Origin of the sequence: Actinoplanes sandaracinus, from assembly GCF_030009775.1 — a bacterium.
Classification (GTDB): Bacteria; Actinomycetota; Actinomycetes; order Mycobacteriales; family Micromonosporaceae; genus Actinoplanes; species Actinoplanes sandaracinus.
Genome location: NZ_JASCTH010000008.1, coordinates 39,778 through 55,681, shown reverse-complemented (window position 1 = coordinate 55,681; position 15,904 = coordinate 39,778). Strand labels below are relative to the sequence as shown.

The following is a 15,904-nucleotide window of genomic DNA, read 5'->3' as shown; positions in this document are numbered from 1 at the left end:
CCGGCGCCGCCATGAGTGTCGAACCGTGCTGGATGACGCGCTCGGAAGCGCGCCGCCACCTCGGCTGCGACGCGGCCATGAGCCCTGGAACTCGCTCATCCGTGCACCCCCACCCTCACGTTGGTGAACCGGGCCGGCGCCGTCGGATGCCCGGTGTGCCCGATCTGGCCGGGCTGACCCTTGCCGCAGTTGGGCGTGCCCCAGGCGATCGTCTCGCCGGAGAGCATGTCCATCGACTGCCAGAATTTCGGGCCGATCCCGGTGTAGGTCGGGTTACGCAACATGCGGCCCAGCTTGCCGTTCTTGATCTCGTAACCGATCTCGCAGCCGAACTGGAAGTTCAGCCGGCGGTCGTCGATCGACCAGGAGCGGTTGACGTCCATGAAGACGCCGTCGTCGGTGGCCGCGATGATCTCGTCGAGCGAGTGCGGGCCGGGCTCCAGGCCGACATTCGTCATGCGGACCATCGGTAGCCGGGACCAGCCGTCGGAACGGACGCTGCCCGCGTAGTCGAGACCGGCGACCGCCGCCGAGTCACGCCCGGCCAGCACTCCCACCCAGACGCCGTCGCGGACCGCGTGCCGCTTGGCGGCCGGGGTGCCCTCGTCGTCGAAGCCGAAGCTCCCCAGAGCGCCCGGGAAGGTCGGGTCGATGGTGATGTTCATCAGCTCGGAGCCGTACCGCAGCGAACCGAGGCGGCTCAGGTCGAGCCAGCTCGTGCCGGCGAACGCCGCCTCCCAGCCGAGGATCCGGTCCAGCTCGATGGCGTGCCCCACCGACTCGTGGATCTGCAGGGCCAACTGCTCGCCGCCGAGCACCAGGGTGGTCTCGCTGGACGGGCAGCGTGGGGCGGTCAGCAACGCCCGCGCCTCCTCGGCCATCCGCGGCGCGTTGCCGACCAGGTCGAGCTCGTGCACCAGCTCCCAGCCGCGGGTGCCGAACTGGCCGCCGTACGACGGCCAAGACCGGCGCTGCACCTCGCCGTCGCCGACGGCGGTCGCGGTGACTCCCGCGCCGCACTCGCGGATGTGCTGGTCGATGCGGTGGCCCTCGCTGGAGGCGAACCACTTCCGGGTGTCCCACACCGCGTAGTTGGCCTCGGCCACGTCGGCGCCCGCCGCCTTGGCCGCGGCGGTCGCCCGGACCAGCAGATCGCCCTTGTCGGACAGCGGCACGCCGAGCGGATCGATCACGCAGTCGCTAGCCCAGCTCGCCACCACGGCGCGGGTCGGCATCAGGTCGGCCGGCGGGCCCGGGACCGCCGCGCTGGCCGCGGCGATCCGCGCGGCGCGGAGCCCGGCGGCGCGGGCGGAGGGATCGGTCAGATCGGGCACGGCGTAGAAGCCCCAACTGGAGCCGACCAGGGCCCGCACGCCCAGGCCGGCACTCTCGTCGAAGCCGAGATCCTCGACGTCGCCGTCACGTGCCGACATGGTCTCGGACCGCCGCACCATCACACGAGCGTCGGCATAGCGAGCGCCGGCGTCGAGCGCGGCCTGCACCGCCGCCCCCGCCTCATCGAAGTGGGTCATGCGCCCGACCCTATGCGGCGGGCGCGACAGTTTCAGCCCGGCGGAAGCAGATCTGTCGGATCGATGGTCACCGCGACGGGCTCGGTCATCTTCAGTAACGTGCCGGGAGCCGCCGTGGCGTACTCCAGATACTTGCCGTCATCGAGCCGGTGGAGACGTAGGGTCGCCGTTTTGGGCTCGACCAGCAGGTACCACGGGATGCCGGCCTCGGCGTAGTAGTGCATCTTCAGCACTTTGTCGGTGGTGGAGTTGGACGGCGAGAGGATCTCGCAGACCAGACGCGCCACCGATGCGTCGACGATGGGTTCATCGAAGTCGATCATCGTGGTTATCGCGAGGTCGGGAATGGGGATCCGATCGATGCCGACCCGGAGATTGATGGCCTCATGTACGAAGAGGCCGATCGCCTCCGCGGGTGCGGTCAGAGCGAACGCCAGCTTGGTGGAAATGTGTTGATGGGTCGGTGTCGGGCCGGGTGTCACGTGCAGGCTCCCGTCGAAGAGCTCGATGCGCTCAGACGTTTCGCCGATAGCCAGGAACTCCGACTCGGTCCAGGGCTTCACGTGATCGAGGAGGAGGGAAGGTGTCATGGCGTCTCCCGTCTTGTCGTGCGCCAACTGTCGCACATCATCTGGCTCCATGACAACCCTCCTCATGACTACCACCTGTTCAGGAAGGTTAGCTCTTCCTCGAAGGTCGCGGCAGCCAGCGACGGGAAGCGCGGGAGTTCGACACCCACCAGCAGGACGGCGGACGAGCTGCCGGCCTCGCTGAGCGAGTGGTGGGCGTACACGTCGGGGGAGTCGGCCCGATCACCCAGATAGCGCTCGGCGACCGGCACGGGCAGCTCGGCCCAGTCGGTGATCGGCTCCCGGGCGACCGCCCGGTGGAAGTCGTCCGGCCGGCGCAGCACCGCGAGCGCCGCCAGCCACCCGCCGAGCCCCCGGCCGAGCGCCGCCACCCGGCTGAGGTCCAGGTCGGGGTGTTTGCCGTGCAGCGCGTGCAGGGCGTCGGCCTGGTCGGCGAGCACCACGTCGGCGAGCCGCCGGTGCACCGCCTTCTCGAAACTGGGCGCCACTCCGGGCGTACCCCGGGAATCGATGCTGACGACGGCGAAGCCGGAGTCGGCCCAACGCTGCCGCTCCTGCCAGGCCGCGGGGTCCGCGAGGACCTGCTGGTGTCCGGGGCCGTCACCGAAGGTGACCAGCACCGGGAGCCTGGTCCCGCTGACGTGGCCGGTGGGGTAGAGGACCGCCGCCGGCAGCCGCCGGTCGGTGACCCGTTCGAGGACCGGTTCGGGGCGGTGCGAAGGTTCCGGGACCTCCGCCCGCAGGGTGACGACCCGGTCGCCCTGCCAGACCCGGTTGCCCGCCACCAGCACGTCGCCGCCGACGGTGACCCGGTCCGGCCCGGTCAGCGTGGTCACCCGGGTGACCTCCGGCCCGCCGCCGCCGAGCGCGGTACGCACCCGGAACACCTCCCGCACCGCGGGATCGCCCAGGCTGCCCTCGACGATCAGGTCCGGGGCCCCGGCCGGCCCGCCGTCGCGGGGGAGCGTGCCGGCCACCCGGCGCACGTACAGCCCGGGCGGGGTGAGCAGGCTTCCGTCGGCGAACAGACAGCGGGCGTCGAAACCGTCGTGCGCCAGCTCGCCGCCGACCAGCACCCGGCCGTCCGGCAGGTGCCGCGGCGTGCCCGGGATCGGCTCGACCCAGCGGGCGTCGGCGAGTTCGGCGTGCACCTGGGTCTCCCCGGTGCGCGGGTCGATCGAGAGGACGAGGCCGTGCTGCTGCATCCGGCGCAGCACGGTGATCAGCGGCCCGCCGCCCGCCCAGCGCACCTGGGCCAGGTACGGGTACGTCTCCCGGTCCCAGTGCACGTCGACCCAGCCGTAGTCGAGGTCGAGCAGGTGCAGGCTGGTGGACCGGGAGCTGCGGACGGCGAGGATCTGACTGCCGTCGGGAGCCCACCACCATCCGCGGGTGCGCCCGAAGTCGCCGGCCGACGCCCCCGGCATCCCCCACGAGGTCGTCCCGCCGTGTTCGCGCCACGCGTTGCCCGGCTCGCCGGCCAGCAGCCGGTCCCCGTCCGGCCCGGTGACGTGCAGCGACGCCGCGCCGGTGTGGTCGGTCACGTAGCCGATGGAGTCGCCGGACGGGTTCGGCCGGGCGTCGTGGGCCGGGCCGGCCGTGGGCAGTGTGGTGACCGTGCCCTCGATCAGGTCGGCCCGGAACAGCCGCCCGTCGCGGACGAACGCGGCGGTCCGGGCGTCGCGGTCGGTCGCGTACGACTCGACCGGCCCGCCGCCCACCCGCCGCTCCACGCCGGTGGGCAGGTCGAGTAGCCAGAGTTCGGACGAGCGCAGGAACACGACTCGGGCGCCATCGGCCCCGACGGTCACGGCGTACGGGTACTCCACGCCCCCAGCATCGCCGATCGGGGGCGACTCGCGCCGGGCAAACCGCGGGCTGGTGAACCGAACCTGTCGGTGGTCGCGCGTACAGTATCCGCCGTGACTCAAGAGTTGCCCGCCCGCCGCCTGCTGCTGGTCCACGCGCACCCCGACGACGAGGTCATCGGCACCGGCGCGACCATGGCGCACTATGTCTCCGCCGGCGCCCACGTGACCCTGGTGACCTGCACCCTCGGTGAGGAGGGCGAGATCCATGTGCCGGAGCTGGCCCAGCTCGGCGCCGCCCACTCCGATCAGCTCGGCGGTTACCGCCTGGTCGAGTGGGAGCGCGCCTGTGCCGCGCTCGGCGTCTCCGACCACCGCATGCTCGGCGGTTCGGGGCGCTACCGCGACTCCGGCATGATGGGCCTGCCGACCAACGAGCACCCACGGGCGTTCTGGCAGGCCGACCTGGACGAGGCGGCCGCCCACCTGGTCGAGATCATGCGCGAGGTCCGCCCGCAGGTGATGATCACCTACGACGAGAACGGCTTCTACGGTCATCCGGACCACATCCAGGCGCACCGGGTCGCGATGCGTGCCGCCGAGCTGGCCGGCGCCGACGGCCCGGAGAAGATCTACTGGACGGCCATGCCGCAGAGCGTGCTCCGCGACGGCATGGAGGCGTTCCGCGAGTCGGAGAGCAACCCGTTCGCCGAGGTGGAGAAAGTCGAGGATCTGCCGTTCGGCACCCCCGACGAGGAGATCGCGGCCCGCATCGACGGCACCGACCACTACGCGCAGAAGACCGCGGCGATGCGTGCCCACGCCACCCAGATCCCGGACAACTCCTGGCTCTACGGCATCGCCGGCGACTTCGGCGGCGAGTTCATGGGCGTGGAGTACTACACCCTCGTGAAGGGTGCGCGCGGCACCGGGTCGGGGCCGTTCGGCTGGGAGAACGACCTGTTCAGCGGCGTGTCCGCGGCCGGCGAATGACCGAGCCGGAGACGCTGCCGGAGGTCCGGCCCGAAGCGCCGCCCCGGCAGCCCTGGGCGGGGTGGGACACCGTCATCCGGGCGGCCGGCGTCATCATCTCGATCATCGCCACCGTGGTCACCGCGTTCCTCGAGCTGGAGCTGAGCGCCCTGCGGATCGGCGCGTTCGAGCAGATGCTCAGCGGCGACTCCCCCTACGAGGGCGGCGGCGCCCCGCTTCCGCTGGCCGTGCCGCTGGCGATCGGCGCCAATCTGGCCATCGCCTGGTTCGCCGTGACCACGACCGGGCGGCGCTGGGCGGTCGGCCCGCCGTGGGCGTTGTGGACCCTGCTGATGTTCGCCGCCGCCGGCACCCGGTCGACCGAGGGCGACTATCTGCTCGGCGCGACGAACTGGGTGGCGCTGGTGATGATCCTGGCCGGCAGCCTGACGTTCGCCGTGTACTCGTATCGGATGATTCTGAAGCCGTTGGCCAAGCCGGCCGCGACTGGCAGCGAACTCTCAGGCGGGGTCTAGGAATCCTCGCGCGCCATCGGTGAAGATGGCCGGGAGATCGAGGCTCACCGGTGTGCCCGGGCGCTAAGATCCCGCCACGCAGATTTCCGGTGCTCTTTTCTGGAGGACGAGATGAGGCAGCAGCCCTGGTTCCGGATCACGGTGCTGGCCGTCGCCCTGTTCGCGATCAACGTGGTCGCCAGGCTGGCGATCCGCATCGGTGCGGACGACGGCGACGCGCAGGGGCTGGCCTCGATCGCGATGTTCGCGGTGATCGCGTTGGTCCTCGGCGGCCTCACGTTCGTCCGCTCGCAGCAGCAGAAGCCGAGCCAGTGGCTGCCCGACGTGGGCTTCGGCGCGCTCGGCGGCATGGCTCTGACCGTTCTGGCCGGACCGTTCGTCAGTGGTCACGGCCCGTTCGCGAACGGCGCCGGCGACTTCTTCGCTCAGATCTGGCTCTACTCCGCCTGCGCGATCGTGGGCTCGGTGATCGGCTACTGGATCGCCGTGATGCTGGGCCGCGACTACCGTTCCAAGGCCCTGAAGGCGTACACGGAAGCCCGCAAGGCCCGCCCCCGGCGAGTGGTCCGCCGCCGCTAGAGAGCCGCCGCTAGAGAGCCGTCGCTACAGTGGGGCTTCCCTGGTCAGGTACGTGTGGTGGGTGCTGAACCCGAGCCGGCCGTACAGCGCGACCGCCGCCGTGTTCCGCTCCTCCACCTGGAGGTAGGCGCGCGTGGCTCCGCGCTGCGCCGCCCACTGCGCCAGCCCGCGCACCACGTGCCGCCCCAGGCCGCGTCGCCGTGCGGCCGGGGCCGTCTGCAGCAGCGACACACCGAGCCAGCGGTCCGGTCCGGTCACCGCGCCCCGGGCCACCGCGAGCAGGTCGCCGTCCGCGTCGCGGACGTGGGCGAACACCTTCTCCGGTACGCCGTTGAGGATGCTCAGCGCGGTCCCCGGCAGGGCGCCCTTGTGGTCGGCGACCATGGCGTACCAGTCGTCGCCGGCCGAGTCGGCCAGGTCGGCCGGCGGCAGGTCGGTGCGGGCGGGTTCGGCCAGGATCGGGGCGAGGGAGGCGGTCTGCACCAGCGTCAGCGGCCGGCTGGTCCAGCCACGGTCGTCGAGGGCCGCGTTGACCGGGGCGGCGAGCGGCATCGGTGCGTTGATCAGGGGTTGCTGGCCGCGTTCGCCGTACCACTTGACGACCGCGTCGATCGCCGCCTCCAGCGGACGGTCGGGGTCGCCGACGGCGAGCGCCGAGTTCGCCCGGCCGGTCCAGTTGTCGGCGGCTCGCAGCAGCCAGCCGCCCAGCCGGCCGCGCACCGGGGCGGGCCACGCCTCGTCGGCGGCGAGTTCGAGGGCGATGACCGCGGTCGCGTGCGGGCGGCGGGCGGGCGGCACCCGCTTGGCCCGGTGCACCTCGCGCAGCGGCACTCGGAGGGTGCCTTTGGCGGTGGCGAGTGTGAGATCGGTCTCCGTCAGGTCCACGAGCTCGCCGAGCGCATCCGTGTAGAGCGTCCGGTCCCCGGTTACGCCTACAATTCGCCGTACCACCACCCGGTGTCCCACATCCTGCTGTCGGAGCACGTATTACCTCCCTCGGCGGGAATACTAGTGCTCTGCAATTTGTCGTCGGCGGTTCCCGCGGCGTGGCTTTGAAGGGAAAGACCCGTGACCTACATCATCGCTGAGCCCTGCCTCGATGTTCTCGACAAGGCGTGCATCGAGGAGTGCCCGGTCGACTGCATCTACGAGGGCAACCGGATGCTCTACATCCACCCCGATGAGTGTGTCGACTGCGGGGCCTGCGAGCCGGTCTGCCCGGTGGAGGCGATCTTCTACGAGGACGACGTCCCGGAGCAGTGGAAGGACTACACGAACGCGAACTACGAGTTCTTCGAGGATCTCGGTTCGCCCGGTGGCGCCTCCAAGGTCGGCAAGATCGACAAGGACGCGACGTTCGTGGGCGCCCAGCCGCCGCGCGGGGACGCACACTGAGCGCGCTGTCGTCGGCCCTGCCGGATTTCCCCTGGGACCTGCTGGAGCCGGCCAAGGCGATCGCCGCGGGGTACCCGGGCGGCATCGTGGATCTGTCGGTCGGCACGCCTGTCGACCCGGTCCCCGCATCCGTCCGGCAGGCCCTCGCGGACGCGTCCGACTCGCCCGGTTACCCGCTGACCGCCGGCACACCGCGACTGCGGGCCGCGATCGCCGGCTGGCTGGCGCGGGAGTGCCGGGCGTCCGGTGAGCTCGGCGTGCTGCCCACGATCGGCTCCAAGGAACTGGTCGCCTGGCTGCCCACGCTGCTCGGGGTCGGTCCCGGCGACGTGGTGGTCATCCCGTCCGTCTGCTACCCGACGTACGAGGTGGGCGTCCGCCTGGCCGGCGCTGAGGTGATCCGCGCCGACTCGCTGACCGCGATCGGACCGGACCGGCGGGTGAAGCTCATCTGGATCAACTCGCCGTCCAACCCGACCGGCAAGGTGCTCCCCGTCGAGCACCTGCGCAAGGTGGTCGACTGGGCCCGCGAGCGTGGCGTCACCGTGGTCAGCGACGAGTGTTACGTGTCGCTGGGCTGGGACACCACACCGGTCTCGGTGCTCGCCGACGAGGTGACCGGCGGCGACTACACCGGAGTGCTGGCCGTGCACTCCCTCTCCAAGCGCTCCAATCTGGCCGGTTACCGGGCCGGATTTGTGGCCGGCGACCCGGCCCTGGTGGGCGAGTTGCTGGCGGTGCGCAAGCACGCCGGCATGATCGTCCCGGCTCCGGTGCAGGCCGCCATGGTCGCCGCGCTGACCGACGAGACGCACGTGGCGCAGCAGCGTGCCCGTTACGCGTCCCGCCGTGACACATTGCGGTCCGCGCTGGTCAAGGCCGGCTTCGAGATCAGCTTCTCGGAGGCCGGCCTCTACCTGTGGGCGACCCGCGACGAGGACTGCTGGGTGACCGTCGACCGGCTCGCCCGCCGCGGCATCCTGGCCGCACCCGGCGCCTTCTACGGCCCGGCCGCTGCCCGCCACGTGCGGATAGCCTTGACCGCGAGCGACGAGCGGGTGGCGGCCGCGGCCGACCGCCTCGCGGAGCCGCTCACCGACTAGACCCGACCGAGGGAGTCTCGCCATGGATAAGACGATCGTGACCGTCCATGGCGAGGCGCGCCGTGAGGTGCCCCCGGAGCAGGCCGTCTTCTCCGTGACGGTCTCGGCGAAAGACCGTGACAAGCCGACCGTGGTCGCCCGCCTCACCGAGCGGGCGGCCGAGGTCGGTGAGATCCTCGACCGTTACGGCGCGGCCGTCGAGCGCCGGGAGACCACCGGACTCCACGTGTACCCGGAGTACCGGCGGCGCAGCGAGCGCAGCGTGACCCACGCGGGTTCGGTCACCACCACGGTGACGGTCTCCGACTTCGACCCCCTCGGCGAGTTGCTGGCGCAACTCGCCGCCGGCGAGTCCACGTCGGTCTCCGGCCCCTGGTGGCAACTCCGGCCGGGCAGCAGGGCCGGCGCCGACGTGCGCCGCGAGGCCGTCACCGACGCGCTGGAACGCGCCCGGGAGTATGCCGCCGCCGTCGGCTCCGAACTGGACCGCATCGTCGAGATCTCGGACGCCGAGGCCGCCGACGCGCATCCGATGATGATGCGGGCCGCCGGGGGAATGGCCGACGTCGAGGAGAGCGGGCTCGCCTTCGACCTGGACCCGCGGCAGCAGGCGGTCGAGGCGCACGTCCGGGTGCGGGTCACCATCACCGAGCCGACGGTCCTGCGAGCCTGATCCACGGCCACCCCGTCCGTGGCGCCGGTGACGACCGGCGTGGCCGCCGACGACCGGGCCGCCCCGAAACCCGAGGACGCCCCAGGCAGGCCGTCGGCGACCGAACGCCACCGGATCAACGTCTGAGCGCGCGTACGGCCCACGCCGTGAACAACCCACCGGCCAGCATCGCGAGCGTGCCGTGGTGCTGCGAGGCCCACAGTTGCGGGCTGCGGCTCTTGGCCGAGTCGTCGAATACGCCGTGGGCGCCGGCGTCCCGGTCCTCATCGGCCGGGGCCCACAGGTTCGCCGGAGCGTCCGGGTCACGGGGCTCGCCGGTCTGCTGGCTGCCGTAACCCTGCCAGGCCAGATAGCGGTCGAGCAGGCCGGGCGCCACCGCGTTCGCGGCCAGCGTCAGCATCGTCGAGCCACCCACCCAGTACTCCCGCCGTCTCGGGTGCTCGGCCGCGTAGACGACGGCCCGCGCCGCCACCTCGGGCTGGTAGATCGGCGGCACCGGCTGTGCCTCCCGCGGCAGCCGGGACAGCACCCAGCGGAACTGCGGTGTGTTGACCGCCGGCATCTGCACCATCGTCACGTGCACGTTGCTCTTGTCGTGCAGCAGCTCGACTCGTACCGACTCGGTGAAGCCCTGCACCGCGTGCTTCGCCCCGCAGTAGGCGCTCTGCAACGGGATGCCACGGTAGGCGAGCGCCGAGCCGACCTGCACGACCACGCCCCGGTCGCGGGGCAGCATCCGGGACAGCGCGGCCTTCGTCCCGTGCACATAGCCGAGGTAGGCGACCTCGGTGGTCCGGGCGAACTCGTCCACCTTGATCTCCGCGAACGGGGCGAACACGCTGGAGAAGGCGTTGTTCACCCACAGGTCGATCGGGCCGAGCTCGCGTTCGATCCGGTCCGCGGCGGCGTCCACCGCGTCGAAGTCGGCGACGTCCACCTCGATCGGGAGAGCGGTACCGCCGGCACGGCGTACCTCCTCGGCCGCCGCCGCCAACCCCTCACCGCCGCGCGCGAGCAGAGCGACGCTGTCGCCGCGGGCCGCCAGCGCGCGAGCCACCGCGCGCCCGATTCCGGCGCTCGCGCCGGTCACCACCGAGATAGCCATAACCCGCTAGTGACCGGTGCGCCGCGAGAGAAACCTCAGGGTCGTACGGCCTGTGCCCGCACCGGCACCGTGAACGTCGCACCCTGGCAGGCGGCCGGCCCACCCGGCCGCATGGTGAGGGCCCCCGGCAGGATGAAGGCGCCGATCGTGTTCTTCGGCACCTCCCACGACACCGGGAACGTCCGTTGTGTCAGCTCCACCCGCGGATCGACACAGCCCGCCCGCCGGTGCGCGTCGTCGGCGACCACTTCGCCCGGCCCCGGCTTGATCAGGAAGAGGTGCACCGGCGCCGGATGCTGGTTGGTCACCGTGACCGTCAGGTTGCCGTCCCCACCCGCCCGCAGCGGCCGGTTCGGATCAGAGGTTGCGCTGATCGCCACTTCCACGTCGGTCCCGCCGGACGACCACCGGTCCTCCTCGGACGGACCGTTGAACCGCCAGTAGGCCCAGGCCGCGCCCGCGTTGGCGAGAAGCGCGGCGATCGCCGCCGCGCTGAGGATCATCCGGGCCCGCCGGTCGAAGCGGCGCCGAGGACCGGGCTGCCGCACCTCCCAGGTCGGCTCCTCGTGATCCGAGGGTTCCAGCTCGATGTGCGAAGGCGACGGGCCGTCGCTCTCGGTGAAGCCCGATAGAGTGTCGCGCCGATTCACGAAGCAACCTCGGTGGTGGCCGCCGCGCGGGCATCGCTCGGGTCGGGCATGCGGCTCGTTCCTCCTCGAAGGGCCGGTGGGAAAGATGCCGGGTTCGGCGCTCATATAACGTTCCCCGACAGAGATGTCCGATGTGATCGGTTTTCCGTCCGCCCTTCTGGCGCATAAATCGGACAGGTCTGCCTATACGGCTTACCTCCGAGGGGTGACGAAACCGATTCGGGCCACCGCCCGATGATCTCGCCGAGGTTCCCCTGTAACCGGTTAATCCAGCGCCGATGCCTGCCGGTCCCGTCGCACAACGAGCCCGGACACGCGAGGATCACTCAGGCTTCCCGACCCCCGCACCCTCGCCGCCCGTCACCGACGGCGACGGCGACGCCGTCCCGGGAGTCGCCGTCAAAGACGACGCCGACGGTGCGGGCACCGGCGTGGCCCCCTTCGCCGGCGCCTTGCTCACGGTCCCACTACCGCCGGTGACTTTCCCGGTCGTCCCGCCCGTGTGTGCTCGGCCCGTCCCGCTCACGGCGTTCCCGCTGTCGGTGGTCGTGTTTCCGGACGTCCCCTCCGCCCCGAGGACCTCGTTCGACGGAGCCCCTGCCGCAAGGCTGGACTCAGCCGACTTGCCCGGCACCTGACGCTCCACGCTGGCCGCACTCGCCGGCCCCGTCCACCGGTCCCCGGCGATCGCTCGAACCGTGTAGGTCACCCTGCTCCCCGGCTCCGCCCCGGAATCCAAACAGGTCAGCGTCACTGCGGGGACCCGGCATGCCTCCGCTTGAGTGCCACCCACATGCCGGGTGACCACATACCCGCTGACGGCGTGCCCGGACCCGAACTTCACCGCGTCCCAGTCCACCCGAGGCGTCTTGGTGGCCACCTTGGCCTCCGGTCTGTCCATGGCGGGCAGAGCGGTGGCTTCGGCTGAGGCCCACCCGTTGGCCGAGTTCACCGACCAGTTGGCCCACGCGGTGAGCCCGCTGCCCATGGCGACAGCTCCGACGGCGCCAGCCGCGACGACCAACGCCGCCGTCTGCCGCCTCACCGCGCCGTCCTGCTCGCCGTGGCCGTGAACACCAGCCGGAAGGTTGCCTTCTGGCACGCATCAGCGACCGTTTTCGGCATTGTCACCTCGAGTTCCCCGGCAGCCTTCTGGCCGCGCGCCGACACAGCCAGCGGCAACCTCCCGCTGAAGGGCCCGACCTTCAGGTTTGTCGCGGTCGGCTTGCACCGCCATCTCGAGGTCTCGGCGACCCGCGCCTGAATCGAATGCACGTTGATCGGAAAGGGGTAGGGATTTGTCACGGTCACCCTCGTACTCCTGATGGCGCCGGGATAAAAGTCCTTCATGCTGGTCCCGCGCACCTCGAATGCGAACGCCGCCCCTCCCGGGAGTCCCACTTCGATGGCTTCGGAACGCGAACCAGCCGCGACCCAGGTGCAGGTCACGGCTGTCCCAGCTGCCACCAATCGTCGAGCAGCCCGCCAGCTGCGAAAGTCACGAAGCACGGCTACGACCTGTCAGAGTGAGCGGCACGCTGAATGTGGCGCCCTGGCAAGCGGAGTCCGAGGTGTTGTCCATCCGGATCGCGCGCGACAGGAGAACGGTCGAACTGGACTGTGGCGGGATTTCCACCGAGACGCTGTAAAAGGGGCTGCTCATCGATACCCCGGACTGAATACACCCCGCGTCGCGATGCGCCGGGTCGGCCGCTACCACCACCGAATGGGGCTGCACCCGGTCGACGATCACCCGGAATCGGTTGTCGTTGCGGATGGTGACGAACAGATTCGATCGGGCCCCAGGGTGCAGCGGGACATCGGGGTCAGGTCGGCCGGTCGCCCGCAGTTCGACGGCTGATCCAGCAGAGGCGGTTCCGTTGCCGGTGCCGGACAGCCTCCAGAACGCCCATGCCGCACCACCGCTGATGGTCAGAGCGGTGATGACCGCCGCGGCCACCATGGACTTCGCCCGTAGCGCGGATACCAGCACCTTCCACTCCCGTCTTAGTGATCGATCCGTGCGAAAGGCCGGAGAGACGGGAACCGCCTCTCCGGCCTCGGTTGGGTCAAGCTGCGGCGCTCTCCGCACCGAGGTCCGTGCTGAAGGTGAACTTGGCCCCCTGGCACTCGTTCGCGGCATTGGCGATCATCTTCAGCGACGCAGGGAAGTCGACAGGGGTCACGGACGGGCTTCCCGTCGCGGCCGGAACGATCAGGCCGGCCGGTACAAGGGCTGCGGTCTGCTCAACGTTCGTCCCCGCGCATCCGGCCTTGTCGCTCCCGAAGCCGCTGAAGGTGATGCTGGTGATCTTGACCGGGAACTTGTTCGGGTTGGTCACGCTCAAGGTGACGTCGGTCACCGCGCCCGGAACGAGTGCGGTGGTGCTCGCGCCGGTGACGGTGAGCGTCGCGACCGATCCGGCGGTGGCCTCTGCCGAACCGGTGCCAGTGAGGCTCCAGACGGCCCAAGCCGCTCCGCCGCTGACGGCCACGACGGCGGCGGAGATGAGGGCGGCGGAGCGCTTGGTGTACTTACGCATGGGGATGTTCCTCCTGGAACGGGATAAGCGAGTGCAGCACCCGCACAAGTCATGAGCGACTGAATCGGGGTGCACGTCGTTAATCGGTTTGTCGCCGGGGCCCACAAGGCCACCCGGCGCTGCGACAAAGATGACCGACTCGTCCTGAGTCGACGATCGTCCGTACCGTCGGCCTGTTGCGTGCGAGACGGCGGCGGGCCCGATCCGTCTCGGCTACCCCGAAGGTATGAGGACGTCCGCCGCGTCGATCGCCGCGGGCCCTCGACAAGATCGATGAGATTCGGCGCGACCTGCGGCGATGGCCGCATGGCAGCAACCGTGAGCCGGCGCAAGCCCGAGCCGTGCTCGGATTGCCGGAAACGCCCGATCAGCCCTCGGGCGACGCGGGAAACGTGAAGTTACGGCACCGTTTCGACGCGAAAGCAGGATCGGTCTCGGAACAATTTCCGGTCCGGAAACCCGAATGGATTAGGCCGCCTGGTGACGCGGCTCCTCTGAAAGAGGCTTGTGCGCTATGCCTCTGTCGGTCGCTCGGCCTGCACGAGGAACCGGTGAGCGCGCGCCGTGAAGGTGCCCCGCGCCCGGATGACCGCCGACAGCCGGGCGAGCTCACGTTCATACCGCACCGGGGTGAAGTCTCTGATCTGCCACGGCACCGAGCGCAGGTGATGGACCACCGCGGCGATGTCGTGGAACGTGAGGAGCGGATGCTCCTCGCGCACGTCGGTGACCCGCAGCCCGGCCGCCCACAGCGTGGCGGCCGCCACCTCGGCGTCCCACCGTCGCGGATGCGGCGGCGGGGCGCCGAGGGAGTTGTTCAACTCGGCCAGGTCGTCGCTGCCGACCTGCTGGGTGAGCAGCACGCCGCCCGGCTTGAGGAGCCGGGCGATGTCAGCGGCCGGGAGCCGCCCGTGCCGGCTCAGCACCAGGTCGAACTCGTTCTCCTCGGACGGCAGCTCGGTCTGCACCGCGACCCCGAACGGGGCGAGCCGTTCCCGTGCGGCCGGGGTGTTGCGTGCCCACGTCTCCACCGCGACGGTGCGCGGCGGGAGCGGGGCCAACTCGGCGAGCAACTCGCCGCCGCCGGTGTCGAGGTCGAGCACGCTGGCGGCCCGGCGCAGCAGGGGGCGGACTATGTCGAGGTACGACCAGGAGGGCTCGGACGCCACGGCCAGGCCGTCCAGCCAGGCGAATTCCCACCCGGTCATGGAGGCGCCGGTAGCCGCGGCGTTGAGCTCTTGCTCCTGCCGGTTGCTGCGCACGGACCGAACGTATCCGGGTGGAGTCACCGGCAGCGACTCCATTGCGCACCCTTTCCGGTACCGGTGCCGGACTGTGGCTGAACGGTTACCAGAGTCAGTGGCGGACCGGCATGAGGAGCGAGAAACGGGACTCCCCGCTCACCGGCCGTAGGGCCAGCGGTTTGACCGGACCGTCGAGTTCGAGCACGAGCTGTCCGGGGCCGCCCGCGTCCAGGGCCTGAAGCAGGAACTCGCGGTTGACCGCGATGTGAGCCTCGGTGTCGGCGGCCCACTCGTCCGCTCCGGCGACCCGCACGGCGCCGGCCGGATCGACGGCGAGGACCGACACCGGGTACGGCCGGCCCTCGTGCTCCCGGTCGATCGGGGGAGCGGCGGCGAGCAGTTCCCGCAGTTCGGCGGCGTCGACGGTGACCTGGCGGCCGTCGACGGCCATCAGTCGGCGGTAGTCGGGGAAGTCGAGATCGATCGGTTTGCCCTCGACGGTCCGGTCGCCGGCGCGGGCCGTCACCAGGTCGGCGGTCAGGTCCAGGGCGATCCCGCCGGAGCGGATGCCGTGCAACTCCTCGGCCAGGGCGTACGGCAGGAACAGCCGTGCCGCGGATCCCTCCACAGTGGCCGGCGCGGTGGCGACGGCGATCCGGTAGCGGTCGGTCGCGACCAGCGTGACGATGCCGTCGTCGGTCTCCAGCAGCACGCCCGGCGGAATCGGGTCGGCGGCTCCGGCGGCGGCGAACAGTACGGCGCCGAGGGCCGCGGACAGGTCGGCGGCGGTCAGGGTGATCCGGGTCATCAGGTTCTCCTCCAGGTCGAGCAGGGTGTGAAGGCGGAGAAGCTCACGTTTGGCGTCGGCGAGACCGGATTCCAGCCGGAGCAGGTGGGCGTCGAGCTTCGCCCGTACCAGAGCCGGGGTTTGCAGGTCTTGAACCGCGCTCGCGATCTCGGCGACCGGCATGCCCACCCGCCGCAGCCCGGCGATGAGCCGGGCCGCTCTGATCTGCTCGCCGGTGTACCGGCGGTAGCCGGTCGACGGATCCACCGCTGCCGGGACCAGCACGCCCGCGCCGTCATAGAACCGCAGTGCGCTGACGCTCAGCCCGCTGGCGCGGGCCGTCTCGCCGATGCCTCGCATGTCGCTCTCCACGTCACCGAACCTTGG

Annotated in this window: 17 protein-coding genes; 6 read left to right on the top strand and 11 right to left on the bottom strand. The window is 71.0% G+C overall.

Features of this window, described 5'->3' with window-relative positions; translation table 11 throughout:
* Positions 1-95 precede the first annotated feature (95 nt).
* The 3 genes from QLQ12_RS13760 to QLQ12_RS13750 are packed head-to-tail and all read right to left on the bottom strand — an operon-like array spanning position 96 to position 3,951.
* Positions 96-1,532 (bottom strand): TldD/PmbA family protein, encoded by a 1,437-nt coding sequence (locus QLQ12_RS13760; RefSeq protein ID WP_282759979.1) that lies wholly within the window; start codon positions 1,530-1,532, stop codon positions 96-98.
* Between the two features lie 32 nt (positions 1,533-1,564).
* Positions 1,565-2,173, bottom strand: a complete 609-nt coding sequence (locus QLQ12_RS13755; protein ID WP_282759977.1) for a Uma2 family endonuclease — start codon at positions 2,171-2,173, stop codon at positions 1,565-1,567.
* 17 nt (positions 2,174-2,190) lie between these two features.
* A complete protein-coding gene (locus QLQ12_RS13750) occupies positions 2,191-3,951 on the bottom strand; it encodes a S9 family peptidase (protein WP_282759976.1) in 1,761 nt (586 codons plus the stop codon).
* Between the two features lie 93 nt (positions 3,952-4,044).
* Here QLQ12_RS13750 and mshB point away from each other — a divergent pair, with 93 nt between their 5' ends.
* The 3 genes from mshB (at position 4,045) to QLQ12_RS13735 (ending at position 6,017) form a co-directional block, all read left to right on the top strand.
* Positions 4,045-4,923 (top strand): N-acetyl-1-D-myo-inositol-2-amino-2-deoxy-alpha-D-glucopyranoside deacetylase, encoded by an 879-nt coding sequence (mshB, locus tag QLQ12_RS13745; RefSeq protein ID WP_282759975.1) that lies wholly within the window; start codon positions 4,045-4,047, stop codon positions 4,921-4,923.
* Positions 4,920-5,438: a hypothetical protein gene (locus QLQ12_RS13740; RefSeq protein WP_282759974.1), complete on the top strand. Its 519-nt coding sequence runs from the start codon at positions 4,920-4,922 to the stop codon at positions 5,436-5,438. Before mshB ends, QLQ12_RS13740 begins: the two co-directional genes overlap by 4 nt.
* Before the next feature lie 111 nt (positions 5,439-5,549).
* Complete coding sequence (locus QLQ12_RS13735; RefSeq protein WP_282759973.1) at positions 5,550-6,017, top strand: hypothetical protein; 468 nt, start codon at positions 5,550-5,552, stop codon at positions 6,015-6,017.
* A 24-nt stretch (positions 6,018-6,041) separates the two neighbouring features.
* Here QLQ12_RS13735 and QLQ12_RS13730 read toward each other — a convergent pair whose 3' ends face one another.
* Positions 6,042-7,001 (bottom strand): GNAT family N-acetyltransferase, encoded by a 960-nt coding sequence (locus QLQ12_RS13730; protein WP_282759972.1) that lies wholly within the window; start codon positions 6,999-7,001, stop codon positions 6,042-6,044.
* A gap of 84 nt (positions 7,002-7,085) precedes the next feature.
* On the opposite strand from QLQ12_RS13730, the gene fdxA reads away from it, so the two are divergent.
* The 3 genes from fdxA to QLQ12_RS13715 are packed head-to-tail and all read left to right on the top strand — an operon-like array spanning position 7,086 to position 9,188.
* Entirely contained in the window at positions 7,086-7,412 is a 327-nt protein-coding gene (fdxA, locus tag QLQ12_RS13725) for a ferredoxin (protein ID WP_282759970.1), read from the top strand.
* A complete protein-coding gene (gene dapC, locus QLQ12_RS13720) occupies positions 7,409-8,515 on the top strand; it encodes a succinyldiaminopimelate transaminase (protein ID WP_282760399.1) in 1,107 nt (368 codons plus the stop codon). Before fdxA ends, dapC begins: the two co-directional genes overlap by 4 nt.
* 22 nt (positions 8,516-8,537) lie before the next feature.
* Positions 8,538-9,188 (top strand): SIMPL domain-containing protein, encoded by a 651-nt coding sequence (locus QLQ12_RS13715; protein WP_282759969.1) that lies wholly within the window; start codon positions 8,538-8,540, stop codon positions 9,186-9,188.
* Between the two features lie 115 nt (positions 9,189-9,303).
* Here QLQ12_RS13715 and QLQ12_RS13710 read toward each other — a convergent pair whose 3' ends face one another.
* From QLQ12_RS13710 to QLQ12_RS13680, 7 genes are all read right to left on the bottom strand, one after another.
* On the bottom strand, positions 9,304-10,293 hold the full coding sequence (locus QLQ12_RS13710) for an SDR family oxidoreductase (protein ID WP_282759968.1): 990 nt from the start codon (positions 10,291-10,293) through the stop codon (positions 9,304-9,306).
* A 35-nt stretch (positions 10,294-10,328) separates the two neighbouring features.
* Positions 10,329-10,943, bottom strand: coding sequence for a hypothetical protein (locus tag QLQ12_RS13705; protein WP_282759967.1), 615 nt, complete (start codon positions 10,941-10,943; stop codon positions 10,329-10,331).
* 1,041 nt (positions 10,944-11,984) lie between these two features.
* Entirely contained in the window at positions 11,985-12,254 is a 270-nt protein-coding gene (locus QLQ12_RS13700; protein WP_282759966.1) for a hypothetical protein, read from the bottom strand.
* Between the two features lie 187 nt (positions 12,255-12,441).
* On the bottom strand, positions 12,442-12,936 hold the full coding sequence (locus QLQ12_RS13695) for a hypothetical protein (protein WP_282759965.1): 495 nt from the start codon (positions 12,934-12,936) through the stop codon (positions 12,442-12,444).
* A gap of 76 nt (positions 12,937-13,012) precedes the next feature.
* Positions 13,013-13,438 (bottom strand): hypothetical protein, encoded by a 426-nt coding sequence (locus tag QLQ12_RS13690; protein WP_282759964.1) that lies wholly within the window; start codon positions 13,436-13,438, stop codon positions 13,013-13,015.
* A gap of 560 nt (positions 13,439-13,998) precedes the next feature.
* The gene (locus QLQ12_RS13685; RefSeq protein ID WP_282759963.1) at positions 13,999-14,748 is read right to left on the bottom strand and encodes a class I SAM-dependent methyltransferase; all 750 of its coding nucleotides are present in this window, start codon (positions 14,746-14,748) and stop codon (positions 13,999-14,001) included.
* A 94-nt stretch (positions 14,749-14,842) separates the two neighbouring features.
* Positions 14,843-15,877, bottom strand: coding sequence for a DNA polymerase III subunit beta family protein (locus tag QLQ12_RS13680; RefSeq protein ID WP_282760398.1), 1,035 nt, complete (start codon positions 15,875-15,877; stop codon positions 14,843-14,845).
* Positions 15,878-15,904 lie beyond the last annotated feature (27 nt).

Coding starts and splice junctions, on each gene's coding strand:
- QLQ12_RS13760 (WP_282759979.1), bottom strand. CDS start 1,532: ATGACCCACTTCGATGAGGCGGGGGCGGCGGTGCAGGCCGCGCTCGAC.
- QLQ12_RS13755 (WP_282759977.1), bottom strand. CDS start 2,173: ATGGAGCCAGATGATGTGCGACAGTTGGCGCACGACAAGACGGGAGAC.
- QLQ12_RS13740 (WP_282759974.1), top strand. CDS start 4,920: ATGACCGAGCCGGAGACGCTGCCGGAGGTCCGGCCCGAAGCGCCGCCC.
- QLQ12_RS13735 (WP_282759973.1), top strand. CDS start 5,550: ATGAGGCAGCAGCCCTGGTTCCGGATCACGGTGCTGGCCGTCGCCCTG.
- QLQ12_RS13715 (WP_282759969.1), top strand. CDS start 8,538: ATGGATAAGACGATCGTGACCGTCCATGGCGAGGCGCGCCGTGAGGTG.
- QLQ12_RS13710 (WP_282759968.1), bottom strand. CDS start 10,293: ATGGCTATCTCGGTGGTGACCGGCGCGAGCGCCGGAATCGGGCGCGCG.
- QLQ12_RS13680 (WP_282760398.1), bottom strand. CDS start 15,877: ATGCGAGGCATCGGCGAGACGGCCCGCGCCAGCGGGCTGAGCGTCAGC.